The 14,052-nt window shown below is 74.9% G+C and carries 14 protein-coding genes and 1 tRNA gene; 12 read left to right on the plus strand and 3 right to left on the minus strand.

Annotated features, from left to right (window positions below; translation table 11 throughout):
- The first annotated feature begins 80 nt into the window (after nt 1-80).
- Entirely contained in the window at nt 81-701 is a 621-nt protein-coding gene (locus ACERUN_RS15495) for a 2-C-methyl-D-erythritol 4-phosphate cytidylyltransferase (RefSeq protein ID WP_370290930.1), read from the plus strand.
- Here the strand turns inward: ACERUN_RS15495 and ACERUN_RS15500 are convergent.
- A complete protein-coding gene (locus ACERUN_RS15500) occupies nt 679-1,485 on the minus strand; it encodes a 2-C-methyl-D-erythritol 4-phosphate cytidylyltransferase (RefSeq protein WP_370290931.1) in 807 nt (268 codons plus the stop codon). The genes ACERUN_RS15495 and ACERUN_RS15500 overlap by 23 nt on opposite strands.
- Before the next feature lie 92 nt (nt 1,486-1,577).
- On the opposite strand from ACERUN_RS15500, the gene nirD reads away from it, so the two are divergent.
- Nucleotides 1,578-1,943, plus strand: coding sequence for a nitrite reductase small subunit NirD (gene nirD / locus ACERUN_RS15505; RefSeq protein WP_370290932.1), 366 nt, complete (start codon nt 1,578-1,580; stop codon nt 1,941-1,943).
- A gap of 101 nt (nt 1,944-2,044) precedes the next feature.
- On the opposite strand, the gene ispF is transcribed toward nirD, so the two are convergent.
- Entirely contained in the window at nt 2,045-2,578 is a 534-nt protein-coding gene (ispF, locus tag ACERUN_RS15510; RefSeq protein WP_370290933.1) for a 2-C-methyl-D-erythritol 2,4-cyclodiphosphate synthase, read from the minus strand.
- A 42-nt stretch (nt 2,579-2,620) separates the two neighbouring features.
- Here ispF and ACERUN_RS15515 point away from each other — a divergent pair, with 42 nt between their 5' ends.
- From ACERUN_RS15515 to ACERUN_RS15560, 10 genes are all read left to right on the plus strand, one after another.
- The gene (locus ACERUN_RS15515) at nt 2,621-4,162 is read left to right on the plus strand and encodes a molybdopterin-dependent oxidoreductase (RefSeq protein WP_370290976.1); all 1,542 of its coding nucleotides are present in this window, start codon (nt 2,621-2,623) and stop codon (nt 4,160-4,162) included.
- A gap of 94 nt (nt 4,163-4,256) precedes the next feature.
- Nucleotides 4,257-5,684, plus strand: a complete 1,428-nt coding sequence (gene cysS, locus ACERUN_RS15520) for a cysteine--tRNA ligase (protein WP_370290934.1) — start codon at nt 4,257-4,259, stop codon at nt 5,682-5,684.
- Nucleotides 5,685-5,773: 89 nt separating this feature from the next.
- Nucleotides 5,774-6,742, plus strand: coding sequence for a 23S rRNA (guanosine(2251)-2'-O)-methyltransferase RlmB (rlmB, locus tag ACERUN_RS15525; protein ID WP_370290935.1), 969 nt, complete (start codon nt 5,774-5,776; stop codon nt 6,740-6,742).
- Nucleotides 6,739-8,373 carry a metallophosphoesterase gene (locus ACERUN_RS15530; protein ID WP_370290936.1) on the plus strand — a complete coding sequence of 545 codons (1,635 nt, stop codon included), beginning with the start codon at nt 6,739-6,741 and terminating at the stop codon, nt 8,371-8,373. The genes rlmB and ACERUN_RS15530 overlap by 4 nt, the downstream gene beginning before the upstream one ends.
- A 58-nt stretch (nt 8,374-8,431) precedes the next feature.
- Nucleotides 8,432-9,001 carry a cysteine hydrolase family protein gene (locus tag ACERUN_RS15535; protein ID WP_370290937.1) on the plus strand — a complete coding sequence of 190 codons (570 nt, stop codon included), beginning with the start codon at nt 8,432-8,434 and terminating at the stop codon, nt 8,999-9,001.
- Nucleotides 9,002-9,015: 14 nt separating this feature from the next.
- Nucleotides 9,016-9,094: transfer RNA gene (locus ACERUN_RS15540), tRNA-Gln, on the plus strand.
- Nucleotides 9,095-9,179: 85 nt separating this feature from the next.
- Complete coding sequence (locus ACERUN_RS15545) at nt 9,180-9,797, plus strand: TlpA family protein disulfide reductase (protein WP_370290938.1); 618 nt, start codon at nt 9,180-9,182, stop codon at nt 9,795-9,797.
- A gap of 4 nt (nt 9,798-9,801) precedes the next feature.
- Nucleotides 9,802-10,629 (plus strand): cytochrome c biogenesis CcdA family protein, encoded by an 828-nt coding sequence (locus ACERUN_RS15550; RefSeq protein WP_370290939.1) that lies wholly within the window; start codon nt 9,802-9,804, stop codon nt 10,627-10,629.
- Between the two features lie 93 nt (nt 10,630-10,722).
- Nucleotides 10,723-11,505 (plus strand): S-methyl-5'-thioadenosine phosphorylase, encoded by a 783-nt coding sequence (locus ACERUN_RS15555; protein WP_370290940.1) that lies wholly within the window; start codon nt 10,723-10,725, stop codon nt 11,503-11,505.
- Nucleotides 11,502-12,569, plus strand: coding sequence for an NAD-dependent epimerase/dehydratase family protein (locus tag ACERUN_RS15560; RefSeq protein WP_370290941.1), 1,068 nt, complete (start codon nt 11,502-11,504; stop codon nt 12,567-12,569). Before ACERUN_RS15555 ends, ACERUN_RS15560 begins: the two co-directional genes overlap by 4 nt.
- A gap of 19 nt (nt 12,570-12,588) precedes the next feature.
- Here the strand turns inward: ACERUN_RS15560 and ACERUN_RS15565 are convergent, their stop codons facing one another.
- Nucleotides 12,589-14,001, minus strand: a complete 1,413-nt coding sequence (locus ACERUN_RS15565; RefSeq protein ID WP_370290942.1) for a hypothetical protein — start codon at nt 13,999-14,001, stop codon at nt 12,589-12,591.
- Between the last annotated feature and the right edge of the window lie 51 nt (nt 14,002-14,052).

Below are 14,052 nucleotides of genomic sequence, written 5' to 3' on the forward strand. Positions count from 1 at the left end.
TCGGAACCCACAGCAGCCACCAGCTGCCACGGGTCCGACGTCGTCGTCGTTTCCGGCGTTTCGTGGTCCGCGGGTCGCCGATGAGCGCCTGGGACGACGAGGCGCCGCCCGCGGCGGGCGTCGTCCTCGAGGCGGGGCGGGGTTCCCTGCCGTTCCGCCTCATCCCCGGCGAGTCGTTGGGGGCGGCGTCGGCCGGGGCGGCCGGTGAGGCCGGGATCGAGCTGGTCGACGCCACCGCCCCGCTCGCGGCCGTCGCCGAGCGCGGCGAGGTGCTCGTCGTCCACGATGCGCTGTGCCCGATGACGCCGCCGGCGTTCCTTGCCGCCTGTGCCGCGCGATCGGCCGACGACGACGTGGTGGTCGTGGGGGTGCGCGCGGTCACCGACACCGTGAAGCTGCTCGCACCCGCGCGGGGCGAGGCGGACGGTCCGGTGCTGGGGGCGACGGTCGACCGCGACGCCCTGGTGGCCGTGTGGTCGCCGGTGGTCGTGCCGCCCGACGTGCTCGCCGACCTCGCAGCGTCGGCCGGCGACGGTCCGACCCTCCCCGCGCTCGACCTCGCCGAGCTCACCGCGGCGCTCCGGGCGCGCTACGGGGCCGAGCGGGTGGTACTGGTCGACGCGCCGCCCGAGGCTCGCCGCGTCGGCGGGCTCGACGACATCGAGCTGCTCGAGGCGCTCACCCGGCCAGGCGACGGCTGAGCAGCTCCTCGGCGAGCACGACGTCCTCGGCGAAGGTGACCTTGAGGTTCACCGCGCTCCCGGCGACCGCCCGGACCTCGAGGGGGGCCGCCGTGCCATCCGGTGCCGCGTGCCGGTCGGCGAAGCGGGCGAAGGTCACCGCGGTGTCGGTTCCGTCGAAGCCGGCCTCCTCCGCGGCGCGGTAGGCCGCGGCCAGCGGGGCGGCGCGGAAGGCCTGGGGCGTCGCGACGCCGGCCAGCGTCCCGGTGCCCCACCCCTGCGGCGCCGCGGCCGGGTCCCGCGGCAGCAGGCCGGGCAGCGGATGCGTCGGCACCGCACCGCCCGCGGCGCGCGCCTGCGCGATGACGTCCTCGAAGAGCGCGCGCGAGGCCAGCGGCCGGGCGCCGTCGTGCAGGGCCACGACGTCGACCGAGCCGTCGGCGATCGCGGGGGCGAGCACCCGCAGCGCCGCCATCTCGGAGGCGTGTCGCGTGGCCCCGCCGTCCACGAGCAGCACCTCGCGGTCGGCCGCCTCCGGGGCTCGGGCGAGCGCCTCGTCGAGGGTCGGTTGCAGGGCGCCGGCGACCGTCGTCCTCTCGCCGGGGCGACACACCACGACCACGGGGCCGACGCCCGACACCTCGAGGGCGGTGGCCACCGACCAGGCGAGCAGCGGACGCCCGGCGAGCGGCAGCAGGACCTTGTTGACGCCCGCACCCACGCGCGTGCCGCTGCCGGCCCCGAGGACGACGATCGCCGCCCGCGCGGGCGGCGCGGGAGCCGCGGTGGGGTCGTCGAGGGGCACAGCGGCGAGCGTAGCGACGTCCGGGCGAAGCGTTTTCCTGGCCGTTACACAGCGAAATGCCGCTGAGAACAACGTCACCCTAGTTTCGCCGCATGAGTGCTCGAGGCGCTGCAGAGGAGTGGCAGCCGGTGTGCCGCATGGTCGAGCTCGAGGTGGATCGCGGCGTGACCGCGTTGGTGCACGGCCAGGCGATCGCGATCTTCCGCACCGCCGACGACGCGGTGTACGCCCTCGGCAACCACGACCCCTTCGCCCGCCACGTGGTCGGCGGCATCGCCAAGGGCATCGTCGGACGCCGCGGCGAGACCCCGTTCGTCGCCTCCCCGACCCATCGCCACGCCTTCGACCTGCGCACCGGCCGGTGCCTGGACGACGTCCACGTGACGGTGCCGGCCTACGACGTGAAGGTGGTGGAGGGCGTCGTCCTCATCGGGCACCGCAAGTCGCACGCGGCGTGAGGTGGCGGCGGTCGGCGGGCGCTGCTGGTCGACCGAATCTCGTGCTGGTCGCATGAAGCTTCATGTGACCAGCACGAGATTCACCGGCCAACCGGTGAATCTCAGGCCGGGTCCACCCGGGCCACGAGCGCGGTGGCCACGGCGGCCACGCCCTCACCGCGGCCGGTGAGGCCGAGGCCGTCGGTGGTGGTGGCCGAGAGCGACACGGGGGCACCGACGGCGGCGGTGAGCGCGGCCTCCGCCTCGCCGCGGCGGGCGCCGAGGCGGGGGCGGTTGCCGATCACCTGCACCGCCGCGTTGAGGACGACGAAGCCCGCCGCCTCGACGCGCCGACAGGTCTCGGCGAGCAGCGCAGCACCGCTGGCGCCGGCCCACTGGGGCTCGGCCGTGCCGAAGTTGGTGCCGAGGTCGCCGAGGCCGGCAGCGCTGAGCAGTGCGTCGCATACGGCGTGGGCGGCGACGTCGGCGTCGGAGTGACCCTCGAGTCGCACGGTCTCGTCGGGCCAGGTGAGGCAGCCGAGGGCGAGGGGCGGGTCGTCGTCCGCGCGGGGGACGAGTCGGTGGACGTCGGTGCCGACGCCCGTGCGCAGGCCCCGCAGGGGGGAGAGGTCGGGTCGTCCTGCGATCTCGCTCACGGGCGTGATCATGCCTGAGCAACAATCGAGGGTGTGAGGACGATGCGTTCGTGGTGGTCGGTGCTCGGCATCCTGGTCGGGTTGACGGGCCTGGCGGTGAGCTACGCCGTCGCGTCGCTGCTGCACGTGCGCGAGTCGCCGGTGGTCGCGGTCGCCGAAGGCGTCACCGCGCTGACGCCGGGCGCGGTCGTGGAGTGGGCGATCAGCACGTTCGGCACCGACGACAAGCTGGTGCTCACCATCGGCATCGTCGTCATCCTGCTCGTCGTGTTCGCCCTGCTCGGTCGCGCGGCCCGCGATCGTCGGTGGGTGGCGCTCGCCGGGTTCGGCGTCCTCGCGGCGATCGGGTTGGTGGCGGTGCTCGCCAAGCCGTCGCCGGGCATCAGCCAGATCGCGCCGCTGCTGGCCGGTCTGCTCACCTGGTCGGTGGCGCTCACCCGGCTCTCCGAGCGTCTCGAGCGGTGGGAGGCCTCCGCGGGCACCGACGACCAGGGGCGCACCGACCCGGCCTCGGCGGCCGAGAGCCGTCGCGGCTTCCTCGTGCTCTCGCTGGTCACCGCGGGCATCGCGGCCGGCGGCGGTCTGATCGGGCGGGTGGCCGGCTCCGGTCGACGTCGCGCCGAGGAGAGCCGCCGACTGCTGCGCATCGAGGGGGTCACCGCTCCGCAGGTGCCCGCCGGCGCCGATCGCGGCCTGCCCGGAGTGGCCCCCTGGCAGACGCCGGCCGACGACTTCTACTTGATCGACACCGCCTACATCAAGCCCACCATCGCGCCCGCCGACTGGCGCCTGCGTATCCACGGCGAGGTCGAGAACGAGATCGAGCTGACCTACGCCGACCTCGTCGGCCGCCAGGTCACCGAGGACTGGATCACCCTCAACTGCGTCTCCAACGAGATCGGCGGCGAGCTCGTCGGCAACGCCTGGTGGAGCGGGGTGCGCCTGGCCGACATCCTGGCCGAGGCCAAGCCGAAGGCGGGGGCCGACGCGGTGCTGCAGACCTCCGACGACGGGTGGACCTGCGGCACGCCGCTGGCCGCCCTCACCGACGACCGCAACGCCATGCTGGCCGTGGCGATGAACGGCGAGCCGCTGCCCATCGAGCACGGCTTCCCGGTGCGCACAATCGTGCCGGGGCTCTACGGCTACGTGTCGGCCACCAAGTGGGTCGTCGACATGGAGGTCACCCGCTTCGACCGCATCGAGGCCTACTGGACGCAGAAGGGCTGGGGCGAGTTCGGTCCGGTCAAGATGGCCTCGCGCATCGAGGTGCCCGGCCGCGGCGTCGAGGTGCCGGCCGGCGAGGTCGTCTGCGCCGGCCACGCCTGGAAGCAGCACACGGGCATCGAGGGCGTCGAGGTGCAGGTGGACGACGGCCGCTGGCAGCCCGCGCAGATCGCCCCCACCGCCGGCATCGACACGTGGGTGCAGTGGTGGATCACCCTCGACGTGAAGCCCGGCGAGCACACCGTCCGGGTGCGGGCCATCTCCCGGGAGGGCGAGGTGCAGACGGGCGCGATCGCCGATGTGCTGCCCGACGGCGCCACCGGCTGGCACACGGTGCCGTTCACCGCCACGGCCTGACACGGGCCCCGACCGGCCCCGGGAGCCCCGACCGACCCCGTGCGCGCCGGGTGACGATGCGCCGCCGACCCCGCGGCGTCCCTAGACTGCACGCGTGACGATCAGGCTCTACGACACCGCGACCCGCGAGGTCCGTGACTTCGTGCCCCTCCGGGAGGGCGAGGCGGGTCTGTACGTGTGTGGTCTGACGGTGCAGAGCGAGCCGCACGTGGGCCACGTGCGCTCGGGCGTGAACTTCGACGTGCTGCAGCGCTGGCTGCGCCTGCGCGGCTACGACGTCACGTTCATCCGCAACATCACCGACATCGACGACAAGATCCTCGTCAAGTCCGCCGAGCAGGGCCGCCCCTGGTACAACCTCGCCTACGCGATGCGCATCGAGCTCGACAAGGCCTACGCGGCGCTGAACGTGGCGCCTCCCACCTACGAGCCGATCGCCACCGGTCACATCCCCGAGATGATCGTGCTCATCGAGCGGCTGATCGAGCGCGGCCACGCCTACGCCGCCGACGACTCCTCGGGCGACGTCTACTTCGACGTGCGGTCCTGGGGCTCGTACGGCGAGCTGACCCGCCAGGGCGTCGACGACATGGAGCCCGCCGGCGACGCCGACCCGCGCGGCAAGCGCGACCCCCGCGACTTCGCGCTGTGGAAGGGCCGCAAGGCGAGCGAGCCCCCCACCGCCTCGTGGCCCAGCCCGTGGGGTCCGGGGCGACCTGGCTGGCACATCGAGTGCTCCGCCATGGCGGGCAAGTACCTCGGCGGGGCCTTCGACATCCACGGCGGCGGCGTCGACCTGCGCTTCCCGCACCACGAGAACGAGCAGGCGCAGTCGCGTGCGGCGGGCGGGGCGTTCGCCTCCTACTGGATGCACAACGCCTGGATCACCACCGCCGGCGAGAAGATGAGCAAGTCGCTCGGCAACACCCTCAGCGTTCCGGGGGTGCTGCAGCGCGTGAGCGGTGCCGAGCTGCGCTTCTACATCGTCGCGGCCCACTACCGCTCCAACATCGAGTTCTCCTTCGAGGCCCTCGAGGAGGCCGCGTCGGGCTACCGGCGCATCGTGTCCTTCCTCGAGCGCGCGGGCGGCGACGCCCTGCGTCAGCCCGACGCCGACACGGTCCTCGCCGCCCTGCCCGAGGCCTTCGCCTCCGCGATGGACGACGACCTCGGCACCCCCGCCGCGGTGGCGGTGCTCTACGACGCCGTGCGCGAGGGCAACCGCCTGCTCGCGGCCGGCGACGCCGCCGTCGCGGGCCAGGTCGCCGCGGTCGGAGCGATGCTCGACGTCCTCGGCGTGCACCCCGGCGACCCCGCGTGGACGACGTCCGCCACCCGCGGCTCGGAGGAGCGCCTCTCCACCGCGGTCGACGCCCTCGTGGCGGGGCTGCTCGAGGAGCGCAGCGCCGCGCGCGAGGCCAAGGACTGGGCCCGCGCCGACGCCATCCGCGACCGCATCAAGGCCGCCGGCATCGAGATCACCGACACCGCCGACGGTTCCTCCTGGACGATCGGCGGCTGAGCCCCCGCTCGCCCCCGTTCCGATCCACCCGTCCCGATCCACCACCCGCCCAGCAGCCGCAGACCACACCACCGAAGAGATGAGCCACCATGCCCGGTAACTCCAGCCGCAAGGGCGCGATCCGCAAGTCCAGCAAGCGACCCACCGCCGGCTCCGGCGGCCGCGTGCGCCGCGGGCTGGAGGGCAAGGGGCCGACGCCGAAGGCCACCGAGCGCGAGTACCACAAGGCCCACAAGATCGCGGAGGCCAAGAAGCGGGCCGCCGCCAAGAAGGGCGCCCCGCGCGGACGACGCCGCACCGGCGACGCCGAGTGGATCGCCGGGCGCAACCCGGTGGTCGAGGCGCTGCGCGAGAAGGTGCCGGTGACCGCGGTCTACGTCGCCGAAGGGGCCGAGCGCGACAACCGTCTGCGCGAGGTCTTCCGCCTGGCCGCCGAGCAGGGCATCGGCCTGCTCGAGATCAGCCGCGGCGAGCTCGACCGGCTCACCGACGGCGCCGTGCACCAGGGTCTCGCGGCCAAGATCCCGGCCTACGAGTACGCCCACCCCGACGACCTGCTCGACGCGGCCGACGAGGCCGGCGAGGCGCCGCTGATCGTCGTCCTCGACTCGATCACCGACCCCCGCAACCTGGGCGCCATCGTGCGCAGCGCCGCCGGGTTCGGTGCCCACGGCGTGGTCATCCCCGAGCGTCGCGCGGCGTCGATGACGGCCTCGGCCTGGAAGACCTCCGCCGGCGCCGCCGCGCGCTGCCCCGTGGCGCAGACGGTGAACCTCACCCGGCAGATCAAGGCCTTCCAGGAGGCGGGCTGCTTCGTCGTGGGCCTGGCCGCCGACGGCGACCTCACCCTGCCCGAGCTCGCCGCGGACGCCGACCTGGCCCGAGGCCCGCTCGTGATCGTGGTGGGCTCGGAGGGCGACGGCCTCTCGCGCCTGGTGTCGGAGAACTGCGACCGGCTGATGTCGATCCCGATGGCCGGCGTGCTGGAGTCGCTCAACGCGGGAGTCGCCGCCTCGGTGGCCCTCTACGCCGTCGCCGAGGCGCGCGCGCAGCGGTGAGTCGTCCGCGCCTGCCGTCGCCCCGCCGAGCGGCGGGGCTGGTGGCGGGTGCGCTCGCGTGGCTCACGCTCGCGGTCGTCGCCGCGCTGTGGGTGTTCACCTCCTCCACCCGCGCCGTCGACATCGCCAGCCACGACGCTGTCGTGGCCCCCGACCTCAGCGGCGAGATCGTGCTGCGCACCGGGCCGGTGCTGCCCGACCTCCGGGTGCCCTCGGGCAGCGCGGTCGGCGCCCAGATCACGCTCGGCAAGAGCGACACCTCGTCGCTGGAGGAGCTCACCGCCCGCTACGCCGCGATCGGTTCGCAGCCGGAGGGTCAGGTGGCTGCGGTCGAACGGGCCGTGCGGTCGATGGCCTACGCCGCCGCCCTGCAGGGCGCTGCGCTCGCGACCGTGCCACTGCTCCTGTGGGTGCTCCTCGGCGCCGAGCGCCGCCGCGGCCTGCCCCGGGCACTGCTGAGCCGGCGCGGAGCGGCGGGCGTCGTCGTCCTCGCGCTGGTGGTGGTCGCACTCGTGGTGCCGACCCGGTGGGGGCGCGGGGAGGAGCGCTCCGATCGCTGGATGACGCTGCGCTCCTTCCTCGGCCCCGACATCCCGGTGCCCGACGCCGCTCGCGGGGTGGAGATCTCCGGCGACGCCACCACCGCCGGCAGTCGGCGCCTCATCGAGAGCGCCGTGAGCTCCTACGAGCAGGGCGAGCGGTTCTACCGCGCCGCCGAGGAGGCGGCCGCCGATCTCGACCTTCGCCCGCCCGCGGACGACGAGAGCGTCGCGGTGCTGGTGTCCGACCGGCACGACAACATCGGCATGGACCGCGTCGCCCGCGCGATCGGCGACGCCGGCGGTGCGACCACGGTGCTCGACGCCGGCGACGACACCTCCACGGGCGAGCGCTGGGAGGCCTTCTCGCTCGACTCGGTCTCGGCGGCCTTCGACGGCTACGACCAGCGCTTCGCCGTGTCGGGCAACCACGACAGCGGCACCTTCGTGCGCCGCCAGATGGAGCGGCTCGGCTGGACCTACTTCGACGGCGAGGTGCGCGAGGGGCCCGGCGGATCGGCCCTCCTGGGCGTCGACGACCCGCGCTCCAGCGGCCTGGGCAACTGGCGCGACGAGAAGGGCCTGTCGTTCAGCGAGGTGGGCGACCGGCTCGCCGACGCCGCCTGCGCGGCCGATGCCGACGGGCGCCGCGTCGCGACCCTGCTCGTGCACGATGCCAACATCGGCCGTGACGCGCTGCGGCGGGGCTGCGTCGACCTCGTCGTCGGCGGCCACGTGCACGTGGAGAGCGGGCCGACGGCGGTGGAGAGCGACGGCAGCGGTGCAGGTGAGGCCGGCACGGTCGGCTACACCTACACCCTCGGGACGACGGGCGGCGCCGCCTACGCGATCGCCTACGGCACCAAGCTGCGCCGCGCCGCCAACGTCGCGCTCATCACCTATCGCGACGGCCGCCCGGTGGGCCTGCAGTCGGTCACCCTGCAGACCAACGGCCGCTTCGACGTGACCGCCTGGCAGCCGCTGCTCTACGGCGACGACATGGACGGCGTCCCCGCCGGCGAGGTGACCCCCGGGCCGGACGGCGCCACCGGCTCGCCGCCGCCGGCGGAGGCGACCACCACGCCCCGCTGACCCGGATTCCGCGTCGCCACCCCTGGCCGGTGTCGGAGGTCCGGTCTAGCGTGCGGCCATGAGCATCCTCGAGGGTCGCCCACGCACCGCCCTGCTGGTCGTCGACGTGCAGAACGACGTGGTCGCCGGGGCGCCGCGTCGCGACGAGGTCGTGGCCGCGATCGACACCCTGGTGGCGCGGGCACGCGAGGCCGGTGCGCCGGTGATTTGGGTGCAGCACTCCGACGACGGCCTGCCGCGCGACACCCCCGGCTGGGAGTACGTGCCCGAGCTGGTGCGCGCCGACGACGAGCCCCTCGTGCACAAGACCTACGGCGACTCCTTCGAGGCCACCGAGCTCGAGCAGCTGCTCGCCGAGGCACAGGTCGGCCGCGTGGTCGTCACCGGCGCGCAGAGCGACTTCTGCATCCGCAGCACCCTGCACGGCGCGCTCGTGCGCGGCTACGACGTCACCCTGGTCGGCGACGCCCACACCACCGAGGACCTCACCCAGTGGGGTGCCCCGGCGCCCGAGCAGGTCGTCGCCCACACCAACCTGCTCTGGTCGGGGCAGCGGGCCCCCGGTCGCACTGCCGCGGTCGTGTCGAGCGCGGAGGTCGACTTCGGCACTGCGCCCGCGTCGTCCTAGGCTGTGCGCCACGATCCCCGGTTGGTCTGCCGGCAGGGCCCGCCTGACTTTGAATCAGGACAAGCGACGTAGGTTCGACTCCTACCCGGGGAGCACAGTGCGGCAGGGCCGGGTGGCGTCACCGGTTCGTAAGGTCGTGGGGCTCGCCGTCGGGGGTGGGCTCCCTACCCTGGGAGCCATGACTCGATCGCCGTCCCGTCGGGCCGCTTCCGCCATCGTCGTCCCCCTCGTGACGGTCGTCCTCGCCGGATGTGGAGCCGATCCCGGCCCCTCGGAGGGCCGTGCGAGCGACCCGGACGCCGCGGCCACCGCGACCGGCGGTGCCGCCACCAGCGCCACCGCGGCACCTGCGGCCCCGTCGTCCGGGGTGCCGAGCTCCGCGCCCGCCGCCGCGGCACCGGCTGCCCTGCGCTTCACCGCCCGCACCGTCGGCGGTCGCGAGTTCGACGGAGCCTCGCTCGCGGGCCGCCCCGTCGTGCTGTGGTTCTGGGCACCGTGGTGCTCGGTCTGCGCGCGCCAGGCACCGGAGGTCGCCGACCTGGCCCGCCGGTACGGCGACCGGGTGGCCTTCGTCGGCGTCGGTTCGCTCGACAAGGGGCCGGCCCTGAAGCGGTTCGCCGGGCGGGCGCCCGGGCCGATCCACCTCGACGACGAGGACGGCACCCTCTACCGCGACTTCGGTGTGTCCGAGCAGTCGTCGTTCGTCGTCCTCGACGCGCGCGGCGAGGAGGTGCTCCGCTCGGGCTACGACGACGACGAGGCGCTGGACGAGGTCGTGGCCCGGCTCGCGGGCTGACCCGATGGACGCCGCGACCCTCGGACTCGCCTTCACAGCCGGAGCCCTGGCCGCACTCAATCCCTGCGGCTTCGCGATGCTGCCGGGCTACCTCACGTTGGTCGTGCGCGGTGTCGACCCCTCGGCCGCGGGCGCGCGGGCCGCGGGCACCTCCGCGCCGAGCGCTCCCCCCACAGCCGCCACCCTCACCCGGCTGGGCCGGGCTCTGGCCGCCTCGGCCTGGATGACGGTGGGCTTCGTCGCGGTGTTCGCGGCCTTCGGCCTGGTGATCTCGCCGGTCGCGGCCTCGGCGCAGGAGGTGCTGCCGTACGTCACGGTGCTGGCGGGTGCGCTGCTCGCCGTGGTCGGGGCGATGATGCTCCTCGGTCGCCGCGTCGCCCTCCCGCTCCCCACGCCGCGTCGCGGCGCGGGCATCGGCGCGGCCACCACGCTGGGCTACGGCGCGATCTACGCCGTCGTCTCCCTCACCTGCGCGGTCGGACCGTTCCTGGCCGTGGTCGTCACCTCGCTGCGCGGCGGTTCCGTCGGGGAGGGGCTCACCCTTTTCGTCCTCTACGCCGCCGGGATGGGCCTCGTGGTGGGTGTCGCCGCGGTGGCGGTGGCGCTGGCCGCCGGCGGTCTGATCGGGGCGCTGCGCGGCAGCGGGCGCTGGCTCCCGCGGGCCAGCGGCGCGGTGCTGGCGGTGGTCGGTCTGTACGTGGCCTACTACGGCGTCTGGGAGGTGCGGGTGCTCGGCGGTGCCGATCCCGCGGACCCGGTGATCGACGCTGCTCTGGCCGTGCAGGGGTCGCTCAGCGATCTCGTCCGCGCGCTCGTCCCCGGCGTCGGCTGATCGCGGAACTGCCGGCGCCGACAGGCCTTACGAAAGGGTGACGGCCCGGCTACGACCCTGTGGTCGACCGCGGCGAGGTGCCAGGCTCGCAGGATGAGCAGCGCAGAGGTGGCCGTCATCGGCGGCACCGGCTTCTACGAGTTCCTCGACCACCCCCGTGCGGTCGAGACGGGCACGCCCTTCGGGCCGGCGTCCGGGCCGGTCAGCGTCGGCGAGGTCGAGGGGCGACGCGTCGCCTTCCTGCCGCGTCACGGTGCGGGCCACGCACTCCCACCGCACTGCATCGACTACCGGGCCAACCTCTGGCTGCTGCGCTCACTGGGGGTGCGGCAGGTGCTCGCGCCCTACGCGGTCGGAGGTCTGCGACCCACCGTCGCGCCGGGCGACATCGTCGTCCCCGACCAGCTGGTCGACCGCACGACCGGACGGGCGGGCACCTTCGTCGAGACCGGCGCGGTGCACGCCCCGCTGGCCGACCCCTACTGCGCGCGGATGATCGGGGCGCTGGGCCGGCGCGACGACGTCACGGTCGGCGGCACGATGGTGGTGATCGACGGCCCTCGCTTCAACACCCGCGCCGAGTCGCGGCACTACGCCGCGCAGGGGTGGGACCTCGTCAACATGACCGCCCAGCCCGAGGCGACCCTGGCTCGCGAGCTGCGCCTGTGCTTCGCGGCCCTGGCCCTCGTGACCGACATGGACGCTGGCGTCGACGCCGACACCGCCGTGACCCAGGACGACGTGTTCGCCGCCTTCGCAGCCAACCTCGAGCGCCTCAAGGCCGTGGTGCGAGCGACCGTCGCCGACCTCCCCGACCCCGACGGCTGCGCCTGCGCCGCCTGGGCCGACGGCATCGACGCGGCGCTGCTGCCGTGAGGGTCGTGCTCACCGGGGCCGCAGGCTTCATCGGCTCGACGATCGCCCGCCAGCTCGCCGATCTCGGAGCGGAGGTCGTCGGCATCGACCTCATGCTCGCCCAGGCGCACGGCGCCGCGGAGCCTCCGGACGGCGTGCACCAGCTCGACGTCGTCGACGCCCACGCGTGGCGGTCCCTGCTCGAGGGGGCCGACGTGGTCTGCCACCAGGCAGCGATGGTCGGTGCCGGCGTCCGCGTGGGCGACCTGCCCGACTACGCGCGCCACAACGACCTCGGCACCGCAGCCCTCGTGGCCGCAGCCGCCGGCGTGGGGGTCTCGCGCGTCGTCCTCGCCTCGTCGATGGTGGTCTACGGCGAGGGCCGCTACGTGTGCGAGGAGCACGGCGCGCAGCGGCCGGCGCCGCGGTCGGTCGCCGAGCTCGAGAGCGGTCGCTTCGAGAACCCCTGCCCGGTCTGCGCCCGGCCGCTCGCCTGGGCCCTGGTCGACGAGGACGCCCCGCTCGACCCCCGCAGCGGGTATGCGGCGAGCAAGCTCGCCCAGGAGCACTACGTGGCCGCGTGGGCGCGCCAGGCCGGCTCGTCGGCGATCGCGCTGCGCTACCACAACGTCTACGGCCCCGGCATGCCCCGCGACACCCCGTACTCCGGCGTCGCCGCCATGTTCCGCAGTTCGCTCGAGCGCGGCGAGCCGCCCCGCGTGTTCGAGGACGGCGGGCAGGCCCGCGACTTCGTGCACGTGGACGACGTCGCGCGGGCCAACGTGGCCGCGATCGAGGCACTCCTCGTGCGGCCCTCGGCCGGCACGTCGCGCGCCTACAACGTGTGCTCGGGTGCCCCCATCACCATCGGCGAGGTCGCGGACCTCGTGGCGCAGGGGGTGACGAGCGAGCACGGCGGCGACGAGCCCGCGCTGCGGCCGCAGGTCACCGGGGAGTACCGCCTCGGCGACGTGCGCCACGTGGTGGCCTCGCCCGCCCGCGCCGCCGAGGAGCTCGGCTTCCGCGCCCGGGTGTCGCCGTCCACCGGACTGCGGGCCGTCGCCACCGCGCCGCTGCGCGCCTGAGGACGGCTCGCCCGCCGGCTCACCAGCCCGTCTGCAGCAGGTGCTGGACGACGAGCGCGGCGCCGATCTGCACCACCAGCAGGCGCCGCCGCCAGGGCTCCGGCACCAGGGCCGCACCGACGAGCAGCCACGGCACGAACGGCAGCCAGATGCGCTCGACCTCCGCCCGGCTCATCTGGGAGACGTCGGCCAGCAGCACCGTGGCCGCAGCGGCCGCCACCAAGACGAGGACGACGCGCCGCTCCCCGGCGGCGGCGCCGGCCCGGCCGAGCGCCTCACGACGCCGCGCCCAGGCCACCGCGACGACGGCACCCAACGCCGGACCGGCGCTCACGGTGAGCGCCGCGAGGTTGCCCCACATCCAGTACTGCGGCGGGCGCACGTGCGCGACGCCGTCCCAGTAGCGGCCGTGCAGCACGTGCAGGCCCTCCCACCAGGCGAAGCCGAGGGCGGCGTAGGCGAGCACGACCGCCGAGGCGGCGAGGGCCGCGGGCACGAGCGGGCGCCACGAGCCGCCGAGGAACAGCACGGCGAGCGCGAGCACACCCAGCAGCGGGAGCCCGTAGGACATCATCACGGCGGCGCCCAGCAGCAGGCCGGCGCCCGCCGACCACCCGAGCGCGGGCGCGCGGCGCGTCGACGTGGCGGCGAAGGCCAGCATCGCCAGGCCCCAGGCGCCGACCGCGGCGAACATCGCGTCGGCCGAGACGCACTGCCAGATCGCCGCCGGGCCCAGGGTGAGCAGGGGCGCGGCACGACGGGCGGCCGACTCGGCACCCAGTCGGCGCAGGGTGACCAGCACGGCGGGCGCCGTGCTCGCCGCGATCACGGTGACGACGAGACCGGCGGCCAGACCGCCCCCGAGACCGAGTCGCACCAGCACCACGAAGAAGGTCAGCGCCCCCGGCGGGTGGCCCGCGATGTGCACCGGCCAGTTGTCCGGCGCCGCGGAATAGGGGATGCGATCGGTGTACTCCCGCAGCGTCGCGGGCAGGTCGTCGGTGGCGCGGGCCGTGCGCAGGTACTCGTAGGGCGTCTGGAGGATCACGCCGATGCCGTCGCGGCCGTCGACCAGAGCGAGCGCCAGCATCCACAGCAGCCCTGCCGCGAAGGTCGCGACCAGCAGCCGGCGCCACGAGAGCCGCCGGGCCAGTGCGGGCGCGTAGCGCACCCCGAGGACGGCGATCGCCACCGCACCCGCCGTGCCGGGCCCGACGCGCGGCGCCCACTCGGCGTGCAGCGGCGGGAACGAGCGCACGTGGACGTTCCACCCGGTCACCGCCGGCAGCGCCATCGCCAGCGCGACGAGAGCGAGCGCCGCGGCCAGGCCGCCGAGCACGGCCCGGTCGAGCCGGTCGAGTGCGGTCGGCGAGCGATCGGTCGACGGCGGCGCGGCGCGGTGGGTCGCGAGGCGACCGGTGGGGGCGTCCATGCCGCCACGCTAGGCGCGGGCGGGCCGCAGGCCGAGGGTCAGCGGGCCGAC

It is taken from the genome of Nocardioides sp. (assembly GCF_964229035.1).
GTDB lineage: Bacteria > Actinomycetota > Actinomycetes > Propionibacteriales > Nocardioidaceae > Nocardioides.